This window comes from Streptomyces sp. NPDC005281 (genome assembly GCF_040607495.1).
Lineage (GTDB): Bacteria > Actinomycetota > Actinomycetes > Streptomycetales > Streptomycetaceae > Streptomyces.
The window spans coordinates 311,393-327,868 of the sequence record NZ_JBEXGX010000001.1 but is presented as its reverse complement, the minus strand read 5'-3'; the positions used below and the strand labels follow the sequence as shown (position 1 = coordinate 327,868).

16 protein-coding genes are annotated in these 16,476 nt (G+C 73.1%); 8 read left to right on the top strand and 8 right to left on the bottom strand.

Going from position 1 to position 16,476, the window contains the following annotated elements; translation table 11 throughout:
* Positions 1 to 124 precede the first annotated feature (124 nt).
* Together ABZV42_RS01405 and ABZV42_RS01400 are read left to right on the top strand one after the other, a co-directional pair.
* Entirely contained in the window at positions 125 to 577 is a 453-nt protein-coding gene (locus tag ABZV42_RS01405) for a DoxX family protein (RefSeq protein ID WP_356050620.1), read from the top strand.
* Positions 574 to 1,008, top strand: coding sequence for an OB-fold domain-containing protein (locus ABZV42_RS01400; protein ID WP_355977772.1), 435 nt, complete (start codon positions 574 to 576; stop codon positions 1,006 to 1,008). The genes ABZV42_RS01405 and ABZV42_RS01400 overlap by 4 nt, the downstream gene beginning before the upstream one ends.
* 90 nt (positions 1,009 to 1,098) lie before the next feature.
* Here ABZV42_RS01400 and ABZV42_RS01395 read toward each other — a convergent pair whose 3' ends face one another.
* Positions 1,099 to 1,704 carry a GNAT family protein gene (locus tag ABZV42_RS01395; RefSeq protein ID WP_356050619.1) on the bottom strand — a complete coding sequence of 202 codons (606 nt, stop codon included), beginning with the start codon at positions 1,702 to 1,704 and terminating at the stop codon, positions 1,099 to 1,101.
* Between the two features lie 90 nt (positions 1,705 to 1,794).
* Between ABZV42_RS01395 and ABZV42_RS01390 the strand changes: the two genes are divergently transcribed.
* Positions 1,795 to 2,667, top strand: a complete 873-nt coding sequence (locus tag ABZV42_RS01390) for a GNAT family N-acetyltransferase (RefSeq protein WP_355977776.1) — start codon at positions 1,795 to 1,797, stop codon at positions 2,665 to 2,667.
* A gap of 103 nt (positions 2,668 to 2,770) precedes the next feature.
* Here ABZV42_RS01390 and ABZV42_RS01385 read toward each other — a convergent pair whose 3' ends face one another.
* The gene (locus tag ABZV42_RS01385; RefSeq protein ID WP_355977778.1) at positions 2,771 to 3,427 is read right to left on the bottom strand and encodes a pyridoxal 5'-phosphate synthase; all 657 of its coding nucleotides are present in this window, start codon (positions 3,425 to 3,427) and stop codon (positions 2,771 to 2,773) included.
* 41 nt (positions 3,428 to 3,468) lie between these two features.
* Positions 3,469 to 4,662: an acetyl-CoA acetyltransferase gene (locus ABZV42_RS01380; RefSeq protein ID WP_355977780.1), complete on the bottom strand. Its 1,194-nt coding sequence runs from the start codon at positions 4,660 to 4,662 to the stop codon at positions 3,469 to 3,471.
* A gap of 306 nt (positions 4,663 to 4,968) precedes the next feature.
* Between ABZV42_RS01380 and ABZV42_RS01375 the strand changes: the two genes are divergently transcribed.
* Together ABZV42_RS01375 and ABZV42_RS01370 are read left to right on the top strand one after the other, a co-directional pair.
* Entirely contained in the window at positions 4,969 to 6,156 is a 1,188-nt protein-coding gene (locus tag ABZV42_RS01375) for an acyl-CoA dehydrogenase family protein (RefSeq protein WP_356050618.1), read from the top strand.
* 122 nt (positions 6,157 to 6,278) lie between these two features.
* Positions 6,279 to 6,911 carry a nitroreductase/quinone reductase family protein gene (locus ABZV42_RS01370; protein ID WP_356050617.1) on the top strand — a complete coding sequence of 211 codons (633 nt, stop codon included), beginning with the start codon at positions 6,279 to 6,281 and terminating at the stop codon, positions 6,909 to 6,911.
* Positions 6,912 to 7,110: 199 nt separating this feature from the next.
* On the opposite strand, the gene ABZV42_RS01365 is transcribed toward ABZV42_RS01370, so the two are convergent.
* Positions 7,111 to 7,746, bottom strand: coding sequence for a TetR family transcriptional regulator (locus tag ABZV42_RS01365; RefSeq protein WP_355977918.1), 636 nt, complete (start codon positions 7,744 to 7,746; stop codon positions 7,111 to 7,113).
* 368 nt (positions 7,747 to 8,114) lie between these two features.
* Here ABZV42_RS01365 and ABZV42_RS01360 point away from each other — a divergent pair, with 368 nt between their 5' ends.
* Entirely contained in the window at positions 8,115 to 8,849 is a 735-nt protein-coding gene (locus ABZV42_RS01360) for a VOC family protein (RefSeq protein WP_355977786.1), read from the top strand.
* A gap of 393 nt (positions 8,850 to 9,242) precedes the next feature.
* Positions 9,243 to 11,573 (top strand): serine/threonine-protein kinase, encoded by a 2,331-nt coding sequence (locus ABZV42_RS01355; RefSeq protein ID WP_355977788.1) that lies wholly within the window; start codon positions 9,243 to 9,245, stop codon positions 11,571 to 11,573.
* Positions 11,574 to 11,844: 271 nt separating this feature from the next.
* Here the strand turns inward: ABZV42_RS01355 and ABZV42_RS01350 are convergent, their stop codons facing one another.
* Genes ABZV42_RS01350 through ABZV42_RS01340 form a run of 3 tightly spaced genes read right to left on the bottom strand, consistent with a single transcriptional unit; the run spans position 11,845 to position 14,273 of the window.
* Positions 11,845 to 12,636, bottom strand: a complete 792-nt coding sequence (locus ABZV42_RS01350) for an enoyl-CoA hydratase/isomerase family protein (RefSeq protein WP_356050616.1) — start codon at positions 12,634 to 12,636, stop codon at positions 11,845 to 11,847.
* The gene (locus ABZV42_RS01345; protein WP_356050615.1) at positions 12,633 to 13,106 is read right to left on the bottom strand and encodes an OB-fold domain-containing protein; all 474 of its coding nucleotides are present in this window, start codon (positions 13,104 to 13,106) and stop codon (positions 12,633 to 12,635) included. The genes ABZV42_RS01350 and ABZV42_RS01345 overlap by 4 nt, the downstream gene beginning before the upstream one ends.
* Before the next feature lie 18 nt (positions 13,107 to 13,124).
* Positions 13,125 to 14,273 carry a lipid-transfer protein gene (locus ABZV42_RS01340; RefSeq protein WP_355977794.1) on the bottom strand — a complete coding sequence of 383 codons (1,149 nt, stop codon included), beginning with the start codon at positions 14,271 to 14,273 and terminating at the stop codon, positions 13,125 to 13,127.
* A gap of 98 nt (positions 14,274 to 14,371) precedes the next feature.
* Between ABZV42_RS01340 and ABZV42_RS01335 the strand changes: the two genes are divergently transcribed.
* Complete coding sequence (locus tag ABZV42_RS01335; protein ID WP_356050614.1) at positions 14,372 to 15,994, top strand: FadD3 family acyl-CoA ligase; 1,623 nt, start codon at positions 14,372 to 14,374, stop codon at positions 15,992 to 15,994.
* Positions 15,995 to 16,118: 124 nt separating this feature from the next.
* On the opposite strand, the gene ABZV42_RS01330 is transcribed toward ABZV42_RS01335, so the two are convergent.
* Positions 16,119 to 16,298, bottom strand: a complete 180-nt coding sequence (locus ABZV42_RS01330) for a hypothetical protein (RefSeq protein ID WP_355977798.1) — start codon at positions 16,296 to 16,298, stop codon at positions 16,119 to 16,121.
* Between the last annotated feature and the right edge of the window lie 178 nt (positions 16,299 to 16,476).

Sequence of the window (16,476 nt, the reverse complement as noted above, 5' to 3'; positions counted from 1 at the left end):
AGGGTGGATGACGGCGTGCCGGCCGTCTCCTCCCGGCCGGCCGGTGCCTGCCTCTTGCGCGAGCGTCCCGGGGCGTTGAAACTGACGTACCGTCAGATACGACTCCTCTGCGGGAGGTTCGGCCATGGACACGATCTGGCTCGGCGGGGCGGAATGGCTGGCCGTGCTCCGTATCGGGCTCGGCCTGTGGTGGCTCGAGAGCTGGCGGCACAAGGACAAGAAGGGCTGGTTCGAGCGCGGCACCGGAATCGCGTGGGCGGCGGACATCGCGTCCAAGCACCGCTGGAACGCGGTGCGTTCCGGTTTCGACACGGTCGTCGCACCGCGGCCCAGGGCGATGGCGTACGTCGTCGTGTACGCGGAGCTGGCGCTCGGTCTCGGGCTGGTGGCCGGGCTGCTGACTCCGGTCGCACTGGTCGCGGGCCTGCTCCTCAACGTCCTCTACTTCACGCTCATGATCCACGACTGGGCGGAACAGGGGCAGAACGCGATGATGGCGCTGGTCTCGGCCGTCGGGCTGTTCGGGATGTCCTGGCAGGTGTGGTCGCTGGACAGCGCCCTGGGACTCTTCGGGTGAGCGGGACCGGTCGGGGCTCGACAGGACCCGGCGGCGGGTTCGACGCTCCCGAGGCGGATGCCTTCACCCGGCCGTACTGGGAGGCCGCGGCCCAGGGGCGGCTGCTGATCCGGCACTGCGCGGCCTGCGACCGCGTCCACCACTATCCACGCGAGTTCTGCCCGTACTGCTGGAGCGAGGACGTGAACTGGAGCCCCGCGAGCGGACGCGCCACGCTCTACACCTGGTCCGTCGTCCACCGCAACGACCTGCCTCCGTTCGGCGAACGCGTGCCGTACGCCGCCGCCGTCGTCGACCTGGCGGAGGGGCCCCGGATGATGACCGAGGTGATCGGGTGCGAGGAGGCGGTGCTGCGGATCGGGATGGAACTGGAGGTGGCCTTCCGGGCGGGGATCCCCGTGTTCCGGCCGGCTTCACACGCCGACGGGTGACCGTCCCGGTCTCCCGGGACCCGGTCTCCCGGGACCGAGACACTCCGGCCCGGTGGCCCGGTGGCCCCGTGGCACCTGGGCGGCCTGCCGCTACCCGGCGGGCGCCGGTTCCGGGTCCGTCGCCAGGCGTCCGTGCAGGTGTACGTCGCGGAACGCGTCATGGCGGCCGGCCTCGAACATCGCGCCGCGCAGGGTCCCCTCGTGCCGGAATCCGCAGCGTTCGGCGACCCGGCAGGACACCTCGTGGCCCACGGCGTGGCCGAGTTCCAGGCGGTGCAGGGCGAGTTCGGTGAAGCCGTAGCGGGCCGCGAGGAGGAGGGCGCGGGTGGCGACCTGACGGCCGCGGGACTCCGGGAGCACCCAGTAGCCGATGCGGGCGCAGCTCGTGACGTGGTCGATCTCGTTGACGCCGATGTGGCCCAGCGTCTCGTCGCTCTCGGCGTCGGTGACACAGAAGGAGACCCCGGAGCCGTCCCTCGCGGCGGCGACGCGCCTGCCGAGCGCCGCGCGGGCGTCCTCGATGGCCCGGACGAACCTGAGCGGGGTGTTCCAGCGCTGCAACTCGGGATCGGTCAGTCCGCGCAGATACGCCGACGCGTCGGCGTCGGACTCCGGGTCCCAGGGGCGCAGCCGCAGACCGAGACCGGTCACCTCGGGGAACGGCTGGACGGAGAAGTGCACATGGCCGTCGGACATCCAGCCATTCAAGCCCCTTCAGGCTCACGGGTCACTCCCATCCGCCGAAATTCGGAGGCACGTCGTCGTGGCCGCACGGGATCATCGGCCATGACCTCCGTGACGTACGACTGGCAGCTCACGCACGACCTCGACGCGTTTCTCGCCCGGGCCGGGGACTTTCTCCGTTCGCGTCCCGCGCGGCACACCGTCGCGCTGACCGTGACGGAGGCACTGCGCAGGCGGGGGATGCGCCAGTACGGCGAGAGCGCGCCGGTCTTCGGGACCCTGGAGCGGGACGGGGCCGTCCGCGCGGCCTTCTTCCGTACGCCGCCGTACCGGCTGAACGTCACCTCGCTGGACGAGCGGGGTGCGGAGGGGCTCGCCGCGCTGCTCGTGGACGCGGGGATCGAGGTGCCCGGGATCTCCGCCGACCAGGACACCGCCGAGGGCTTCGCCGCGATCTGGGGGCGGCGGACCGGAGCTAGGGCCGAGCTGCTGCGGAGCGAGCGGCTGTACCGGCTGGGCGGCCTGACGGTGCCCGAGCCCGCGCCGCCCGGCCGCCCCCGGATCGCCGACGAGGGCGACCGGGACCTGCTCGCCCGCTGGTACACGGAGTTCGCCGAATCCATCGCCGAAGGCGCGCACCGCGACCCCGGCGCCTGGGCCGACGACCGGATCTCCTACGGCGGCATCACCCTCTGGGAGGCCCCCGACGGCACGCCCGTCGCCATGGCGGGCGTGACACCGCCGGTCGCCGGACAGCTCCGGGTCGCCCCGGTCTACACCCCGGCGAACCTGCGCGGCCGGGGATACGCCGGAGCCGTCACCGCCGAGGTCAGCCGCGCCGCGACCGCCACCGGTGTCCAGGAGGTCCTGCTCTTCACCGACCTCGCCAATCCGACCAGCAACGGCCTGTACCAGCGCATCGGCTACCGTCCCGTCGCCGGCTTCGCGACGTACGACTTCACGTACGACGTCTAGCCAGGGCCTGGACGCCCAAGGCCTGGACGCCCGAGGCCTGGACGTCCAGGGCCGGACCCGCGGGGCGGACGTCAGGGTGCCGGATCCGCGGTCACCGCCGGTGTCACGGCCACAGCAGTTCGGTGGTCCAGCCGGGCTCCGCGCGGCGGTAGACGAGCCGGGTGTGGCGACGGCGGGCGTCGCCCTGGAAGAACTCGACCTCGTCGGGGCGGAGTCGGTAGAGCGTCCAGGTCGGGGCGGGGGAGCTCGGGGCGCTCTCGGCCTGTTCCCAGGCCGCGTCCGAGGCCCGGTCCAACTCGGCGCGCGAGGGCAGGACTTCGCTCTGCCGGCCCACCAGCGCTGCGGCCAGTGCCCCCGTGGAGCGGGCGTGCAGGTCCGCCTGGCCCTCCTCGGGCGACGCGGCCGTGACCGGGCCGCGGAGCCGGATCTGGCGGCCCCGCGCGGGCCAGTAGAAACCGAGAGCGGCGTACGGCCGGGCGGCCAGCTGGCGTCCCTTGCGGCTCGTCACGTGTGAGGCGAACGCCCAGCCGGCGTCGTCCGCGCCGTGCAGCATCACCGTACGGACGTCGGGCAGCCCGTCCTCGCCGGCCGTCGCGAGCGACATCGTGTGCGGCTCGGCCTGTCCGGCCGCCGCGGCTTCCGCGAACCACCGGGTGAACAGGGTCAGCGGGTCCCCCGGAGCCTCCTCGGGGGCGAAGCCGGGCAGCTCCGTGTCCCACACCCGCAGCGATCTCAGCAGCTCATGAAGATCCGGTTCCATGGCCCGAGTATCACCCGGGGCGGCGGGCCCGGTGCCGCTCTTCACCCCCGCCCCAGCACCACCGTCCCCGACGAGCAGAACCAGCCACCCGTCCCGGACGCCACGGCCAGTTCGGGCAGGGTCCCGTCGGGGCGCCGGACCTGGCGCTCCGCCGGGAGGTCGCCGCGCAGCTGCCGTACGGCCTCCACGAGCAGGAACAGGCCGCGCATGCCGGGGTGCTGGGCCGAGAGGCCGCCGCCGTCGGTGTTCACCGGCAGCTCCCCGCCCACCAGGAGCCGCCCCTTCGCCGCGTCCACGAAGGCGCCGCCCTCGCCCTTGGCGCAGAAGCCGAGGTCCTCCAGGGTCACCAGGGTCATGTAGGTGAAGGCGTCGTAGATCTCGGCGAAGTCGATCTCGGCCGGGCGGACTCCCGCCCGCTCGAAGGCGAGCCGGCCGCTCACCGCCGCCGGGGAGACGGTGAAGTCCGCCCACTCGGACATGGTGGTGTGCGAGACGTGCTCGCCGGTCCCGAGCACCCACACCGGGGCCGTGCGGCAGTCGCGTACGTACTCCTCGGCCGCCAGCAGCACCGCCGCGCCGCCGTCGGAACGGATGCAGCAGTGCAGTTTGGTGAAGGGGTCCGCGATCATCGGGCCCGACAGGACGTCGTCGACGGTGACCGGGGCGCGGAACATCGCCTCCGGGTTGCGTGCCGCGTTCGCGCGGGCCTGGACCGCCACCGAGGCGAGCTGTTCGAGCGTGGTGCCGTACGTGTGCATGTGGCGGCGCGCGGCCATCGCGTACTTGGCGATCAGGGTGTGGCCGTACGGGACCTCGAACTGGAGGGGGCCCCGGGCACCGAACGACAGGTTGCCGGTGCGGCGGCCCGCCCTGATGTCGGCGCGGGCGGTGGAGCCGTAGACGAGCAGGACGGCGTTCGCGTGGCCCGCCGCTATGGCGTCGGCAGCGTGGGCCGCCATGACCTCCCAGGTGGACCCGCCGACCGAGGTCGAGTCGACCCAGGTGGGCCGCAGCCCGAGATAGTCGGCCACCTCGGCGGGCGCGAGCGTGCCGAGCCCGGCCGAGGCGAGTCCGTCGATCACCGAGCGGTCAAGGCCGGAGTCGGCCAGGGCGCGGCGCGCGGCCTGGGCGTGCAGCGCGTACGGGGTCGCCTCGTCCACGCGGCCGCAGTCGGACAGGGATATGCCGACGACGGCGACCTTTCGACGGCTGCGGCCCGGGGTGGCGTGAGTCATGAATCTGACGGTACATCAGATGCCGGACCCGCCGGGAGGCCGTCGCACCCCTGTGCATCTGGGATCCCTCGCCCTAACATGACGGCCCGTCAGATCAATTCGCCATATGAGCTGTTCGGATTGAACCGTCATGCGGGCTGTTCGGATCGATCCGTCGGATCGGCTTGCGGATCAGCCCGTCGGATCGGTCTGCGGATCAGCCGGCCTGGCCGGCTCGTTGTGCCGCCCCGGCGGATCCCGGACGCTCGCCGCCCGGCCGTCCCGCCGCCCGATCGTCCCGCTGCCCGACGAGGGAGGAGCCCGCCCATGGATGCCCAGCTCACCGCGGAGCAGGAGGAGATCCGCCGCACCCTGCGGGAACTGCTGGTGAAGCGGTGCGGGCCGCAGGAGCTGCGGGCCGCCGAGCTGACCCCCGCGGGCTACGACCCCGCGCTCTGGGAAGCCCTCGCGCTGCAACTCGGGCTGCCCGGACTGGCCCTCCCCGAGGCGTACGGCGGTGTCGGCTGCTCGATGACGGAACTCGCCCTCGCCTGCGAGGAGTCGGGCCGCGCCCTCGCGCCCTCGCCGCTGCTCTCCACCGCCGTCCTCGCCGCCCCGCTGATCCTGGCCCTCGGCACCGAGGCGCAGCGCGCCGCACTGCTGCCGGCGCTGGCATCGGGCGCGCTGACCGCCGCCCTCGCCGTCCCCGGTACGGGCCTGGCCACCGCCCTCGGGCTGGTCGGCGACAATCGCGGCGACTGGGCGGGCGGCGGCCGCGCCGGAGGCGTCCAGGCGCGCCGGGCGGACGGCGTGTGGCGGCTCTACGGGCAGGCGGCGCAGGTGCTCGACGGCCACAGCGCCGGGCTGCTGGTGGTGGCCGCGCACACCGGCGGGTTCGCGCGGTCACGGACGCTGCTGTTCCTGGTGAGGGACGACGCCGACGGGCTCGTACGCACACGGCAGACCTCCCTGGATCCGACCCGCCCGCAGGCCGGACTCGAACTACGGGAAGTGGAGGCCGAGTTGCTGGGCGACGACCGGGCCGACGTGCCCGCGGCGCTGGCCGCCGTCGGGGACACCGCCGCGGCCGTCCTCGCCGTGGAGGCCGTGGGCGCCGCCGACCGTATTCTGGAGCGCACCATCGAACACGTCGGCCGGCGTGAGCAGTTCGGGCGGGCGATCGGCTCCTTCCAGGCGGTCAAGCACCGGCTCGCGGACGTCTACGTGGGCGTGCAGTCGGCCCGCTCGGCGGCGTACTACGCGGCCTGGGCCACCGGGACGGGCGGTGAGCGCGTGGGTGCCCTCGCGCTGGCCCAGGGGCTCGAGGCGCTGCGCACCGCCGCCTCCGAGGGCGTCCAGCTGCACGGCGGCATCGGCTTCACCTGGGAGCACGAGGCCCATCTCTACTTCAAGCGCGCGTCCGGTGACGAACTGCTCTTCGGCCCCGTTCACCGGCTGCGCGCGCACGCGGCCGACGCGGCCCGGCTCTTCGACGGGGGAGAGGTGACGGTCTGATGGCGGCGGGCAGGCGTTCACGCGGGGGGAGCGGGACCGGAGGCGGCCTCGGCGGGGGAGCGGGCGCGGGAGCCGGCGCCGCCGGGAGGGCGGGGGCCGGGGTGGGGACCGGGGCGAGGAGGATGCCCGGGGTGCGGCTGGTGCAGCGGGTGTCCTCCACCCGGGCGTTCGCCAGGGTGGCCCCTCACCTCATACCGGCCCTCGACCGTGCCGTGCACCGGCTCACTCGCGGGAAGGTGCTGCTCAGCGCCCAGATGCTGCCGGGTGTCGTCCTGACCGCGCGCGGCGCCAGGAGCGGACTGGAGCGCCGTACCCCGCTGGCCTGTATGCCGGAGGGCGACGCCCCGGGCGCGAGGGCGGGGTCCACCGGGGGTGCGGGGGCGGGCCCGGGCGAGGGCACGGCGGCGGGGTCCACTGGGGGTGCGGCGGCAGGGTCCGGCGAGGGGGCGGGGGCGGGGTCGGGGTCGGGCTGGATTCTCATCGGGTCCAACTTCGGCCGTACGGGCCATCCCGCCTGGACCGCGAACCTGCTCGCCCGTCCCGACGCCGTCATCAACTGGAAGGGCGAGGACATTCCCGTCACGGCCCGGCTCCTCACGGGCGAGGAGAGGGAGGCGGTCTGGAGGACGGTACTGGCGTTCTGGCCGCCGTACGCCACCTACCAGGCCCGGGTGGACCGGGAGATACGGCTCTTCAGGATCGTACGCAGAGAGGTGCCCGCCGACTCCGCGGAGGACGAGGTCCGGCAGGGCTGAGCACGGTAGCCGGGCGGACGGCCGTCGGGCCGAGGCGCGCCGGGTGGGCGGACGGCCGAACGGGCTGGGACGCGCGGCCCGTTCCTCGCAGCCGGTTCCCGGTCGCCGTACAGCGCAGCGGGCGGCGGTCCGCCGGAGTGTTCCTCCGGGACGAACGGCCGCCCGCATGACAGGAGCTGGAGCGTTCGGACGCGGAAACCTACTTCGTCGGCTTCTTCCCGGTCACGCCCAGATACACCAACAGCGCGAGGTTCGGCTTGAGTTCGGCCTGCTTGACGCCCCAGGTCTGGAACCCCTTCTGGTGCGAGGCGACCGCGGCGAGCATGGCGACGAGGGAACCGGCCATCGCGGCAGGGTTGACGTCCTTGTCGACCTTGCCCTTGGACTGGAGTTCGGTGACCGAGTCCGTGAGGGAGTTGTTCACGGAGTTCAGGATCTTCATGCGGATCTTGTAGAACCGCTTGTCGCCCTCGGCGGCGCCGAGATCGACGACTCGCAGGATCGCGTCGTTCCTCCGCCAGAACTCGAGGAAGCCGTCCACGAGTTCCTGGGCGGTCTGCCAGCCGGCCTTGCCGACCCATGAACGGCCTTCGAGCAACTGGGTCAACTCGGCGCCCTCGGCGGCCATTTGCTCGGCGATCTCCAGGACGGCGCCTTCGACGTCCGGGAAGTACTGGTAGAAGGTCGCCGGTGAAGTGCCTGCCTTCCGGGCGACGTCAATGACTTTGACGTCCCGGTAGGGCGATGAGCTGAGCATCTCGCTGAGGCAGTCGAGCAGCTTCTGCCGGGTCGCCTGCCCTCGCCGTCCGGCCACGCGGCCGTCGACGGTACGCACTTGTCCTGTCATGCCGTCAGCTTACCGAGGGGTGATCGGAGCGCGATTCGGCCGACTGCAAATGGGGTGCGGCCTTTTCCCACGTGGGTTCAGCGGGGGTGCGACGGCGAATTCCGGCCTCCGCGACGGGAGCCCGCGCAGGGCCCGCGCGAACCCGTCGCGGAAGCCCGCACCCGACCCGCGCGAACCCGTGTCAGAAGCCCGCACCCGGCCCGCACGACCCCCGCCGCGGAAGCCCGCATCTCGCCCGCGCGAACCCCCGCGACAGGGGCCCGTGGCGCCCTGCGAGCCCCTGAGCAGGGACGGGGCGTCACCGGAGCAGGTGCGCACGCTCTGCGGGATACCGAAAGGGCCGTTAGCTTGGCCGCATGGCCGAATCAGCCGTTGTCGCCGGATTCTCCGAGGGTGTGCCCTGCTGGGTCGACGCGCAGCTGGCCGACGTGGAGGCGGGCAAGCGCTTCTACGGCGGGCTCTTCGGCTGGACGTTCCCGGAGGAGTCGGGCCCCGAGGGCTGGGCGGAACTGGACGGCGAACCGGTCGCCGCGCTCACGCCCAAGCTGGACGGGCGGATGCCCACCGTGTGGACGGTGTACTTCGCGACGCCGGACGCCGAGGGGCTCACCCGCCGGATCACGGGGGCGGGCGGCCGGGTCATCGCCGTGCCCACGGCCGTGGGACCGTCGGGCGAACTGGGCACGGCCGCCCTCGCCACCGACACGGAGGGCGCCGTCTTCGGCCTCTGGCAGCCCGGCACCCACGCCGGCTTCGCCAAGCGGCACGAGCCGCGCACGTTCTGCTGGGCCGAGCTCTACGCCCGCGACACCGCGACCGTCGACCGCTTCTACGGCACCCTCTTCCACGACGCGCTGTTCGGGCCCGACGCGACCCCCGATTTCGGCCGCGTTCCCCTGACGGGAGTCTTTCCGGCCGAGATGCCACCCCACTTCCTCGTCCACTTCGGGGTCGAGGACTGCGAGAAGACACTCGGGACGGTGAACAGGCTCGGCGGCCGTGTCCAGGTGACACCCTTCGACACGTCGTACGGTCGGGTGGCCGTCGTCACGGACAATCAGGGTGCGTCGTTCGCGGTACTCGAACGGTGAAGGGGCTTCCACCAGGTGTGACGTCCCGTCGGTGGTGCGGGTGTTCCGGCGGCGCCGGTCGACGGGGATGATTCGGGGGCGCCGTCCGAAACGCATTCGCGCCGCGGAGTGCGGCATTTCGACGTGAGGGACGGCACTTCCGGGGTGCGGAGCGGGGTACTTCTGGGGGTGAGGGGCGCATTTCGGCCCTGAACCATGGCGCCCCGGCGGCCGTACTTCTTCCTGGGCGGCGGTTTTGTCACGAGACACCCCGATCCGCCCCCTGGTTCGCAACCGGCGGCTCGGCCAGGAAGAATCGGGGTGCGTGCCGCCACGGCGGTGCGGTGGTGAGACGCTGCACTGGGCCGCGTTCATACGTGGATGACGTGACCCGTACGGGGAGGTGGCAGGCAAGTGGTGGATCAGCTGACGCAGCACGATCCGCGCCGGATCGGGCCGTTCGAGGTGCTGGGCCGGCTGGGGGCCGGCGGCATGGGGCTGGTCTATCTCGCGCGCTCGGCCTCCGGCCGGCGCGTGGCGATCAAGACGGTCAGGACCGAGCTCGCCGAGGACCAGTTGTTCCGGGTCCGCTTCTCGCGCGAGGTCGAGGCGGCCCGCGCCGTGTCGGGCTTCTACACGGCGGCCGTGGTCGACGCCGACGCCCGTGCCGCGGTGCCGTGGCTGGCCACCGCGTACGTGCCCGCGCCCTCGCTCGAGGAGATAGTGAACGAGTGCGGGCCGCTCCCGGCCCAGGCGGTGCGCTGGCTGGCGGCCGGTGTCGCGGAGGCGCTCCAGTCGATCCACGGCGCCGGACTCGTCCACCGTGACCTGAAGCCCTCGAACGTCCTCGTGGTCGAGGACGGACCGCGCGTGATCGACTTCGGCATCGCGTCCGGCGTCTCGAACACCCGTCTGACCATGACCAACGTGGCCGTCGGCACCCCCGCCTACATGTCGCCCGAGCAGGCGAAGGACTCGCGCAGCGTCACCGGTGCGAGTGATGTCTTCTCGCTCGGCTCGATGCTCGTCTTCGCGGCCACCGGACACGCCCCCTTCCACGGCGCCAACCCCGTCGAGACGGTCTTCATGCTGCTCCGCGAGGGCCCGGACCTCGAGGGCCTGCCCGACGAGCTCCGTCCGCTCATCGAGTCCTGCATGCAGATGGACGCCACCGGCCGACCCAACCCCGCCGATCTCCAGGCCCAGCTCGCACCCCACCTCTTCGGCTCCGGCTCCGACGACAGCGGTACGGCCTCGGCCTGGCTGCCCGAGCGCGCGGTGACCATGATCGAGACCCGCCGTGGCGGCCGTCCGCCGGTCATGCGGCCGGCCGGGGGAAGCGGACGCAGCGGCGGGGGGCGCCCGGCGCTGCCTCCGCCCCCTTCGCACGCCCCGGTGCCCGTCGGGGCGCCCGACACCGGCCCCGTGCGCCTCGCCGGCGCCCAGGTGCCCATCGGCCCCGGCCCCCGGGTCCTCGACGCCCGCGCGGCGGCCGTGAAGGCACCGCCCCCGGAAGCCGGGCTCGCGGCGTCCTGGTCCCGGCCGCGCATCGGTGTGAACGGCGCCGAACCGGCGCCGGTGCCCACGGCCGCGCCGCCGACCCCCGACGCCTCGGCGGGCTGGCGCCCCTGGCGCTTCCGCATGTCGAACGACGTCTGGGGCACTCCCTCGGTCGCCGACGACCTCGTCTACGTCACGTCCTTCGAAGTCCACGCCCTCGATGTCGCGACCGGCCGGCGCCGGTTCAAGACCCGTGACGTGGCCTGGTCGATGGCGGTGGCGGACGGCCGTATCCACGCGTCCGACGGGCCGACGCTGTACGCGCTCGAAGCCAGGGAGGGCGCCGACCTCTGGCGTCTGTCCACGGACGCCTGGGTCTACTCGCTCCAGGCCGACCGCGGAACGGTCGTCACCGGCACGCGCGGCGGCGGCGTCCAGGCGTGGGAGGCCGCGAACGGCCAGAAGCTCTGGGAGATCAGTGGCGCCCAGACGGACTTCGAGTCCGCCGAGGCCGGTCCGGCGATCCACGACGGCACGGTGTACGTCTGGAAGGACGCCCGGCTGCGCGCCCTCGAAGCCCGTACGGGCGAGGAGCGCTGGTCGTACCCGATCGGCGACACGGCCTCCTGCGGCGGCGTACCGGTCCGTATGACCCACGCCCCCGACGGCTACGTCTACATCTGCGCGGGCACCCGCGTTCTCGCCATCGACGTGGCCGGCGGTCACGTCCGCTGGCACTTCGAGGCCCCGGCCGTCTTCCTCAGCCCGCCGACGTTCGCCCCGGGCCCGGCGGTGACGGGCGGCGGTGTCTACCTCGCCGACTACCTGGGCACGGTGTACGCCCTCGACGCGACCGACGGCCGCGACCGCTGGCGCATCGCCACCGAGTCCCGCGCCTCCACCGAGCCGGTCCTCGTGGCCGCCGGACACGTCCATGTCGGCAGCGGCAAGGGCCTGTACACGCTGGACGCCGTCACCGGCACCCCGAAGTGGCGCTTCCAGGCCGGGGGCGACCTGGTGGGCGCCCCGGCGGTGGCCGAGGGCCGTATCCACTTCGGCTCCACGGACCATCTCCTGTACACCCTGAAGGCCGACGACGGGCGGCTGCGCTGGAAGCTGGCCACCGGAGGCGAGATCACCGGGGCGCCCGTGGTCAAGGACGGCGTCGTGTACGCGTGCAGCAAGGACCGCTGCGTGTACGCGCTGGACGCGGAGAAGGGCACCGGGACCGCGCGCACCACGTGAGCGTCGGGCCATTGCGTGACGGCCGCCGTACCGGGCACGGAAGGGTCTCCGGACGGCGGCCGTCGTTCGCGCGGACGGCCTGCGGAAGCCGCTCCGGCAGCGAGGCTACGCCCGGCGTGACCGGCCCGCCACAGGGAGCGAGGCCCGGACCGGCCCGCTCGTGCGCGGTTCGAGCGTTTCTCCGTCCCGGCGGAGGCGGGGGCCGGCGTCCGCCGTCCGGACGGCGCTCGGCGCAGCCGGAACCCGCGCTCGATGCAGCTGCAACCCGCTTTCACCGCAGCCGGAACCCCGGCCGGCGGGCCGAGAACAGCTTCGCCTGCCGTTCGGCCGGCAGGTTGCCGAGGGAGACGAGCTGCGGAGCGTGCGCCAGGGCCGCCGCACGGGTCGCCTCCTGCGCCGACCACAGCGCCCGCACGGTCCCCTGGACGGCTTCGGCCGGGTAGGACGCGATGACCGTCGCGCACTCGACCGCCGCCGCCAACGCCTGGCCCGGCGGGGTGAGTTCGGACACCAGCCCCACCTCGTACGCCCGCCGCGCGGAGACCCGCTCGGCGGTCCCCATCAGCGCCATGCGCGCCACCTCCCCGAACGGCATCCGCTGGGCGAGGTAGACGGACTCGTAGGCGCTGACCATTCCGTACGTCGTGTGCGGGTCGAAGAAGGACGCCTCCTCGTCGGCGACGACGAACTCCGACTCGCCCAGCAGATAGAAGGCTCCGCCGCAGGCGATCCCGTTCACGGCGGCGATCACCGGTTTCCACAGGTCGTTGGCCTTCGGCCCGATCGTGGCGAGCGGATCGTCCACCATGTACGGGGAATCGGGCTGCGGCACCTCGGCGGCGCGGTCGATCCCGGTGCAGAAGGCCCGCCGTCCCGCGCCGGTGACGACGAGTGCCCGTACGGTGTCGTCGAACCGGAACTCCCGCCAGGCGGCGACCAGTTCGGCGGCCGTCGCGAGATCGACCGCGTTGAGCCGGTCCTGCCGGTCGAGCGTGAGGACGGCGACCCCGGCCCCCTTGTCGACGTTCACCGCGAGCCCGCCGCCTCCCGCCTCGGCGCTCACGCCCGCTCCAGGACCCAGCGGGGCACGGTCATGCCGTTCACCTCGGCGAACACCGCCTGCACCCGGGCCCCGATGCGGATCCGCCGCGGCGGAACGGAGCCGATGGGCCCGTCCGGCCCGCTCACCAGGTTCCCGGCCAGCCGTATCCTCGGCGCCTCGTCCAGCTCCACCACGATCGCGTTGTACGGGGCCAGCGCCGCGTAGGCGGGAAGGAGCGGCGGATGCGGGACGACGTACGACCAGACCCGGCCGCGCCCGCTCATCCTTCGCCACTCGTCGGCGAAGGAGTGGCAGTGCGGGCAGCAGGGGCGCGGCGGGAAGCGCAGTTCGCCGCAGTCGGCGCAGGCCTGGACGCGGAGTTCGCCCCGGGCGGCGTACTGCCAGAAGGGCGCCCCGTCGTCGTCGGGGACGGGGGACAGCAGAGGCTCGCCCGTCCCGCCGGTCCCGGTGCTCTCGTTCGTGTCCGTCATGTCGGCCGTCCCGTCCCCTCAGTTCCTCAGCAGGAGGGCGGAGGTCGGGACCCCTTCCCCCGCCGTGACCAGACAGGTCGCCGCACCCGGCACCTGCGCCGTACTCGTGCCCCGCAACTGCTTCACGCCCTCGTTGATGAGGTTGAAGCCGTGCACATAGGCCTCGCTGAGGCCGCCGCCCCCGGTGTTGACCGGCAGCCGTCCGCCGATCTCCAGCGCGCCGCCCTCCGTGAAGGCCGCGCCCTCCCCGCGCCCGCAGAAGCCGTAGCCCTCCAGCGACAGGGGTATCAGCGGTGTGAACGCGTCGTAGATCTGCGCCACGTCCACGTCCTCGGGCGTAAGGTCGGCGTGCTTCCACAGATGCCGGGCGGCGGTCCAGGCGGGGCCCGTGAGTGGGTCGTCGTTCCAGTAGTTGACCATCCCGTGGTGCTGGGCGGGCAGGCCCTGGGCGGCGGAGTGGACGTAGACGGGCCGCCGCCGGCAGTCGCGGGCCCGCTCGGCGGAGACGATCACGCACGCCAGCGCGCCGTCCGTCTCCAGGCAGTTGTCGAAGAGGCACAGCGGCTCGCTGATCCAGCGGGCGGTCATGTACATCTCGCGGGTCAGCGGGCGTTCGTACATCATCGCGGCCGGGTTCTGGTTGGCACGGTTGCGGCAGGCCAGCGCCACGTTGAAGAGGTGGTCGCGGGTCGCCCCGTACTCGTGCATGTACCGGCGTGCGAGCATCCCGATCTCGTCGGCGGGCCGCAGCAGCCCGAAGGGCCGGGTCCACTGGGCCGGGGTGGGGAGCTGGACGGCGGTGTTCTTCCAGGGGCGCGGCCCGCTGCCCCGCTTGCGCGAGCGCCAGGCCACGCCCACCGTCGCCTGGCCGGTGGCGATGGCGGCGGCCAGGTGTGCGACGGTGGCGCACGAACCGCCGCCCCCGTAACCGACCTTGCTGAAGAAGGTGAGGTCGCCGAACCCGACGGCCTTGGCGACCTCCACCTCGTCGGTTTCCTCCATGGTGTAGGAGGCGAGCCCGTCGACCTCGGCGGGCGCGATGCCGGCGTCGTCGAGGGCGGCGAGGATCGCGCGACAGGCCAACGTCTTCTCGGACTCGGCCAGTTGCCTGGCGAAGGCGGTCTGTCCGATTCCGACGACGGCTGTGGCGTCCTTGATCCCTGGCATGGGTGACCTCCGCACACGGTCCCGGCTGCTGACAGGCCGTCAGGCTACAGCTAATCTGACGGGCAGTCAGCTAGTGCTGCTTCGGCGGAAGGTACGCGATGCGAGGTGACCTGGAGTGGGGCGGCGTGCCGGGGCTGGTGCGCTCGGCGGCGGCCCGGTTCGCGGACCGGGAGGCGGTCGTCGAGGGCCGGACGCGCGTCTCCTACGAGGAGTTGGGCACCCGGGTGGAGCGCGCGGCGGCGGCCTGCGTGGCGAGCGGCGTGGGCGTCGGCGACCGGGTGGCCATCTGGGCCCCGAACACCCTCGACTGGATCGTCTCCGCCCTCGGCGCTGTGTCCGCGGGGGCGGTCCTGGTCCCCCTCAACACCCGGTTCAAGGGCGCCGAGGCGGCGTACGTGCTGGCCAGGAGCCGGGCGAAACTGCTGTTCGTGACGGGGACGTTCCTCGGCACGTCGTACGTGGCGGCGCTGCGCCGCGCGGCGGGGGAGCCGCGGGCGACGGGACCCGGTCCCGTCCTCGGCGCCGGTCCGCTCCCCGGCCTCCCGCACCTGGAGCGGGTGGTGGTCCTCGCGGACGACGCCCCCGCCGACTTCCGTACCTGGAAGGACTTCCTGGCGGACGGCGAGGGCGTGGGACGCGACGAGGTACGCCGTCGTGGAGCCGCCGTGTCCGGAGGCTCCCCCTCGGACATCATCTTCACCTCGGGCACGACGGGCCGGCCGAAGGGCGCCCTGATCACCCACGCCCAGACGCTCCGCGGCTACGAGATCTGGAGCGACCTCGCCGGTCTGCGCGAGGGTGACCGCTATCTGATCGTGAACCCCTTCTTCCACACCTTCGGCTACAAGGCCGGGATCATCGCCTGTCTCATGCGCGGGGCGACGATGGTGCCGCAGCCGGTGTTCGACGTGGACACGGTGCTCGCGAACGTGGCGGCGGAGCGCATATCCGTCCTCCCCGGCCCGCCCACCCTCCATCAGTCGCTCCTCGACCACCCCGCCCGCGACGCGTACGACCTCTCCGCGCTGCGGCTGGTGGTGACCGGCGCCGCGGTGGTCCCGCTGCGTCTGGTCGAGCGGCTGCGCACGGAGCTCGGCGTGGACACGGTCCTGACGGCGTACGGACTCTCCGAGGCGAGCGGCATCGTCACCATGTGCCGCAGGGGGGACCGGCCGGAGGCGATCGCCTCGACCTCGGGCCGGGCGATCCCCGGCACCGAGGTGCGGGTGGTGGACCCCTCGGGCGCCCCGGCGGCTCCCGGATCTCCCGGCGAGGTGCTGGTCCGCGGCTTCAACGTGATGAGCGGCTACTTCGAGGACGCGGCGGCCACGGCGGAGGTCCTGACGCCGGACGGCTGGCTGCGCACGGGCGATGTGGGCGTCCTCGACGCCGAGGGCAACCTCCGCATCACCGACCGGATCAAGGACATGTTCATCGTCGGCGGCTTCAACGCCTACCCAGCGGAGATCGAGCAGCTGCTGGGACTGCATCCCGCGGTCGCCGACGTGGCGGTGATCGGCGTACCGGACAGCCGCCTCGGCGAGGTCGGCAAGGCCTACGTGGTCCGCCGCCCGCACTCCGCTCTCACGGCCGACGACCTGATCACCTGGTCCCGCCGGGAGATGGCCAACTACAAGGTGCCCCGCACGATCGCCTTCGTCACCCGACTTCCCCGCAACGCCAGCGGGAAGGTGGTGAAGGGGGAACTGCGCGGGCGCTGAGCCGGCTTCGGCGGCCCGGACGCACGGCGACCCGGCCCCGGACGCACGGCGACCGCGGCGGCTCCCCCTCCGCGCCGCCGCGGCCGATCCCCGTGTGGTGTAAGTCCGCCCCCCCAGGTGGGACTTAGACCGGCTCGCCCGTCACGTGCGTGTTGTCCGGAGTGGCATCGCCGTCGGTCGTGCCCAGCGGCTTGATCGGGCTGCTGGTCACGTGGGTGTTCATCGGCGTGATCTCCTCACCGTCCTCACCCCCGGTGACGTGCGTGTTGTCCGGCTCGGTGATCGGCGTCTCGGTCTCGCTCATGGTGCTGCCTCCCCTGTTGTGGATCTCTTCTGGCTGTGGGGCCCGTCCGGCCATTCCCCCGAGGACGGCCGGGCGGGCCACTCGGATCGCCCACCCTAGACTGCGAGTTCGGCGATCACTCCGGCGGTCCGTCTGCCCCCCGACGCGACGGATCGACAAGAGAAAGAGTGCCGGGCGG

Coding starts and splice junctions, on each gene's coding strand:
- ABZV42_RS01370 (WP_356050617.1), top strand. CDS start 6,279: ATGCCCGGGGTGCGGCTGGTGCAGCGGGTGTCCTCCACCCGGGCGTTC.
- ABZV42_RS01335 (WP_356050614.1), top strand. CDS start 14,372: ATGCGAGGTGACCTGGAGTGGGGCGGCGTGCCGGGGCTGGTGCGCTCG.
- ABZV42_RS01395 (WP_356050619.1), bottom strand. CDS start 1,704: ATGTCCGACGGCCATGTGCACTTCTCCGTCCAGCCGTTCCCCGAGGTG.
- ABZV42_RS01380 (WP_355977780.1), bottom strand. CDS start 4,662: ATGACTCACGCCACCCCGGGCCGCAGCCGTCGAAAGGTCGCCGTCGTC.
- ABZV42_RS01340 (WP_355977794.1), bottom strand. CDS start 14,273: ATGCCAGGGATCAAGGACGCCACAGCCGTCGTCGGAATCGGACAGACC.
- ABZV42_RS01360 (WP_355977786.1), top strand. CDS start 8,115: ATGGCCGAATCAGCCGTTGTCGCCGGATTCTCCGAGGGTGTGCCCTGC.
- ABZV42_RS01390 (WP_355977776.1), top strand. CDS start 1,795: ATGACCTCCGTGACGTACGACTGGCAGCTCACGCACGACCTCGACGCG.
- ABZV42_RS01375 (WP_356050618.1), top strand. CDS start 4,969: ATGGATGCCCAGCTCACCGCGGAGCAGGAGGAGATCCGCCGCACCCTG.
- ABZV42_RS01330 (WP_355977798.1), bottom strand. CDS start 16,298: ATGAGCGAGACCGAGACGCCGATCACCGAGCCGGACAACACGCACGTC.
- ABZV42_RS01345 (WP_356050615.1), bottom strand. CDS start 13,106: ATGACGGACACGAACGAGAGCACCGGGACCGGCGGGACGGGCGAGCCT.
- ABZV42_RS01385 (WP_355977778.1), bottom strand. CDS start 3,427: ATGGAACCGGATCTTCATGAGCTGCTGAGATCGCTGCGGGTGTGGGAC.
- ABZV42_RS01405 (WP_356050620.1), top strand. CDS start 125: ATGGACACGATCTGGCTCGGCGGGGCGGAATGGCTGGCCGTGCTCCGT.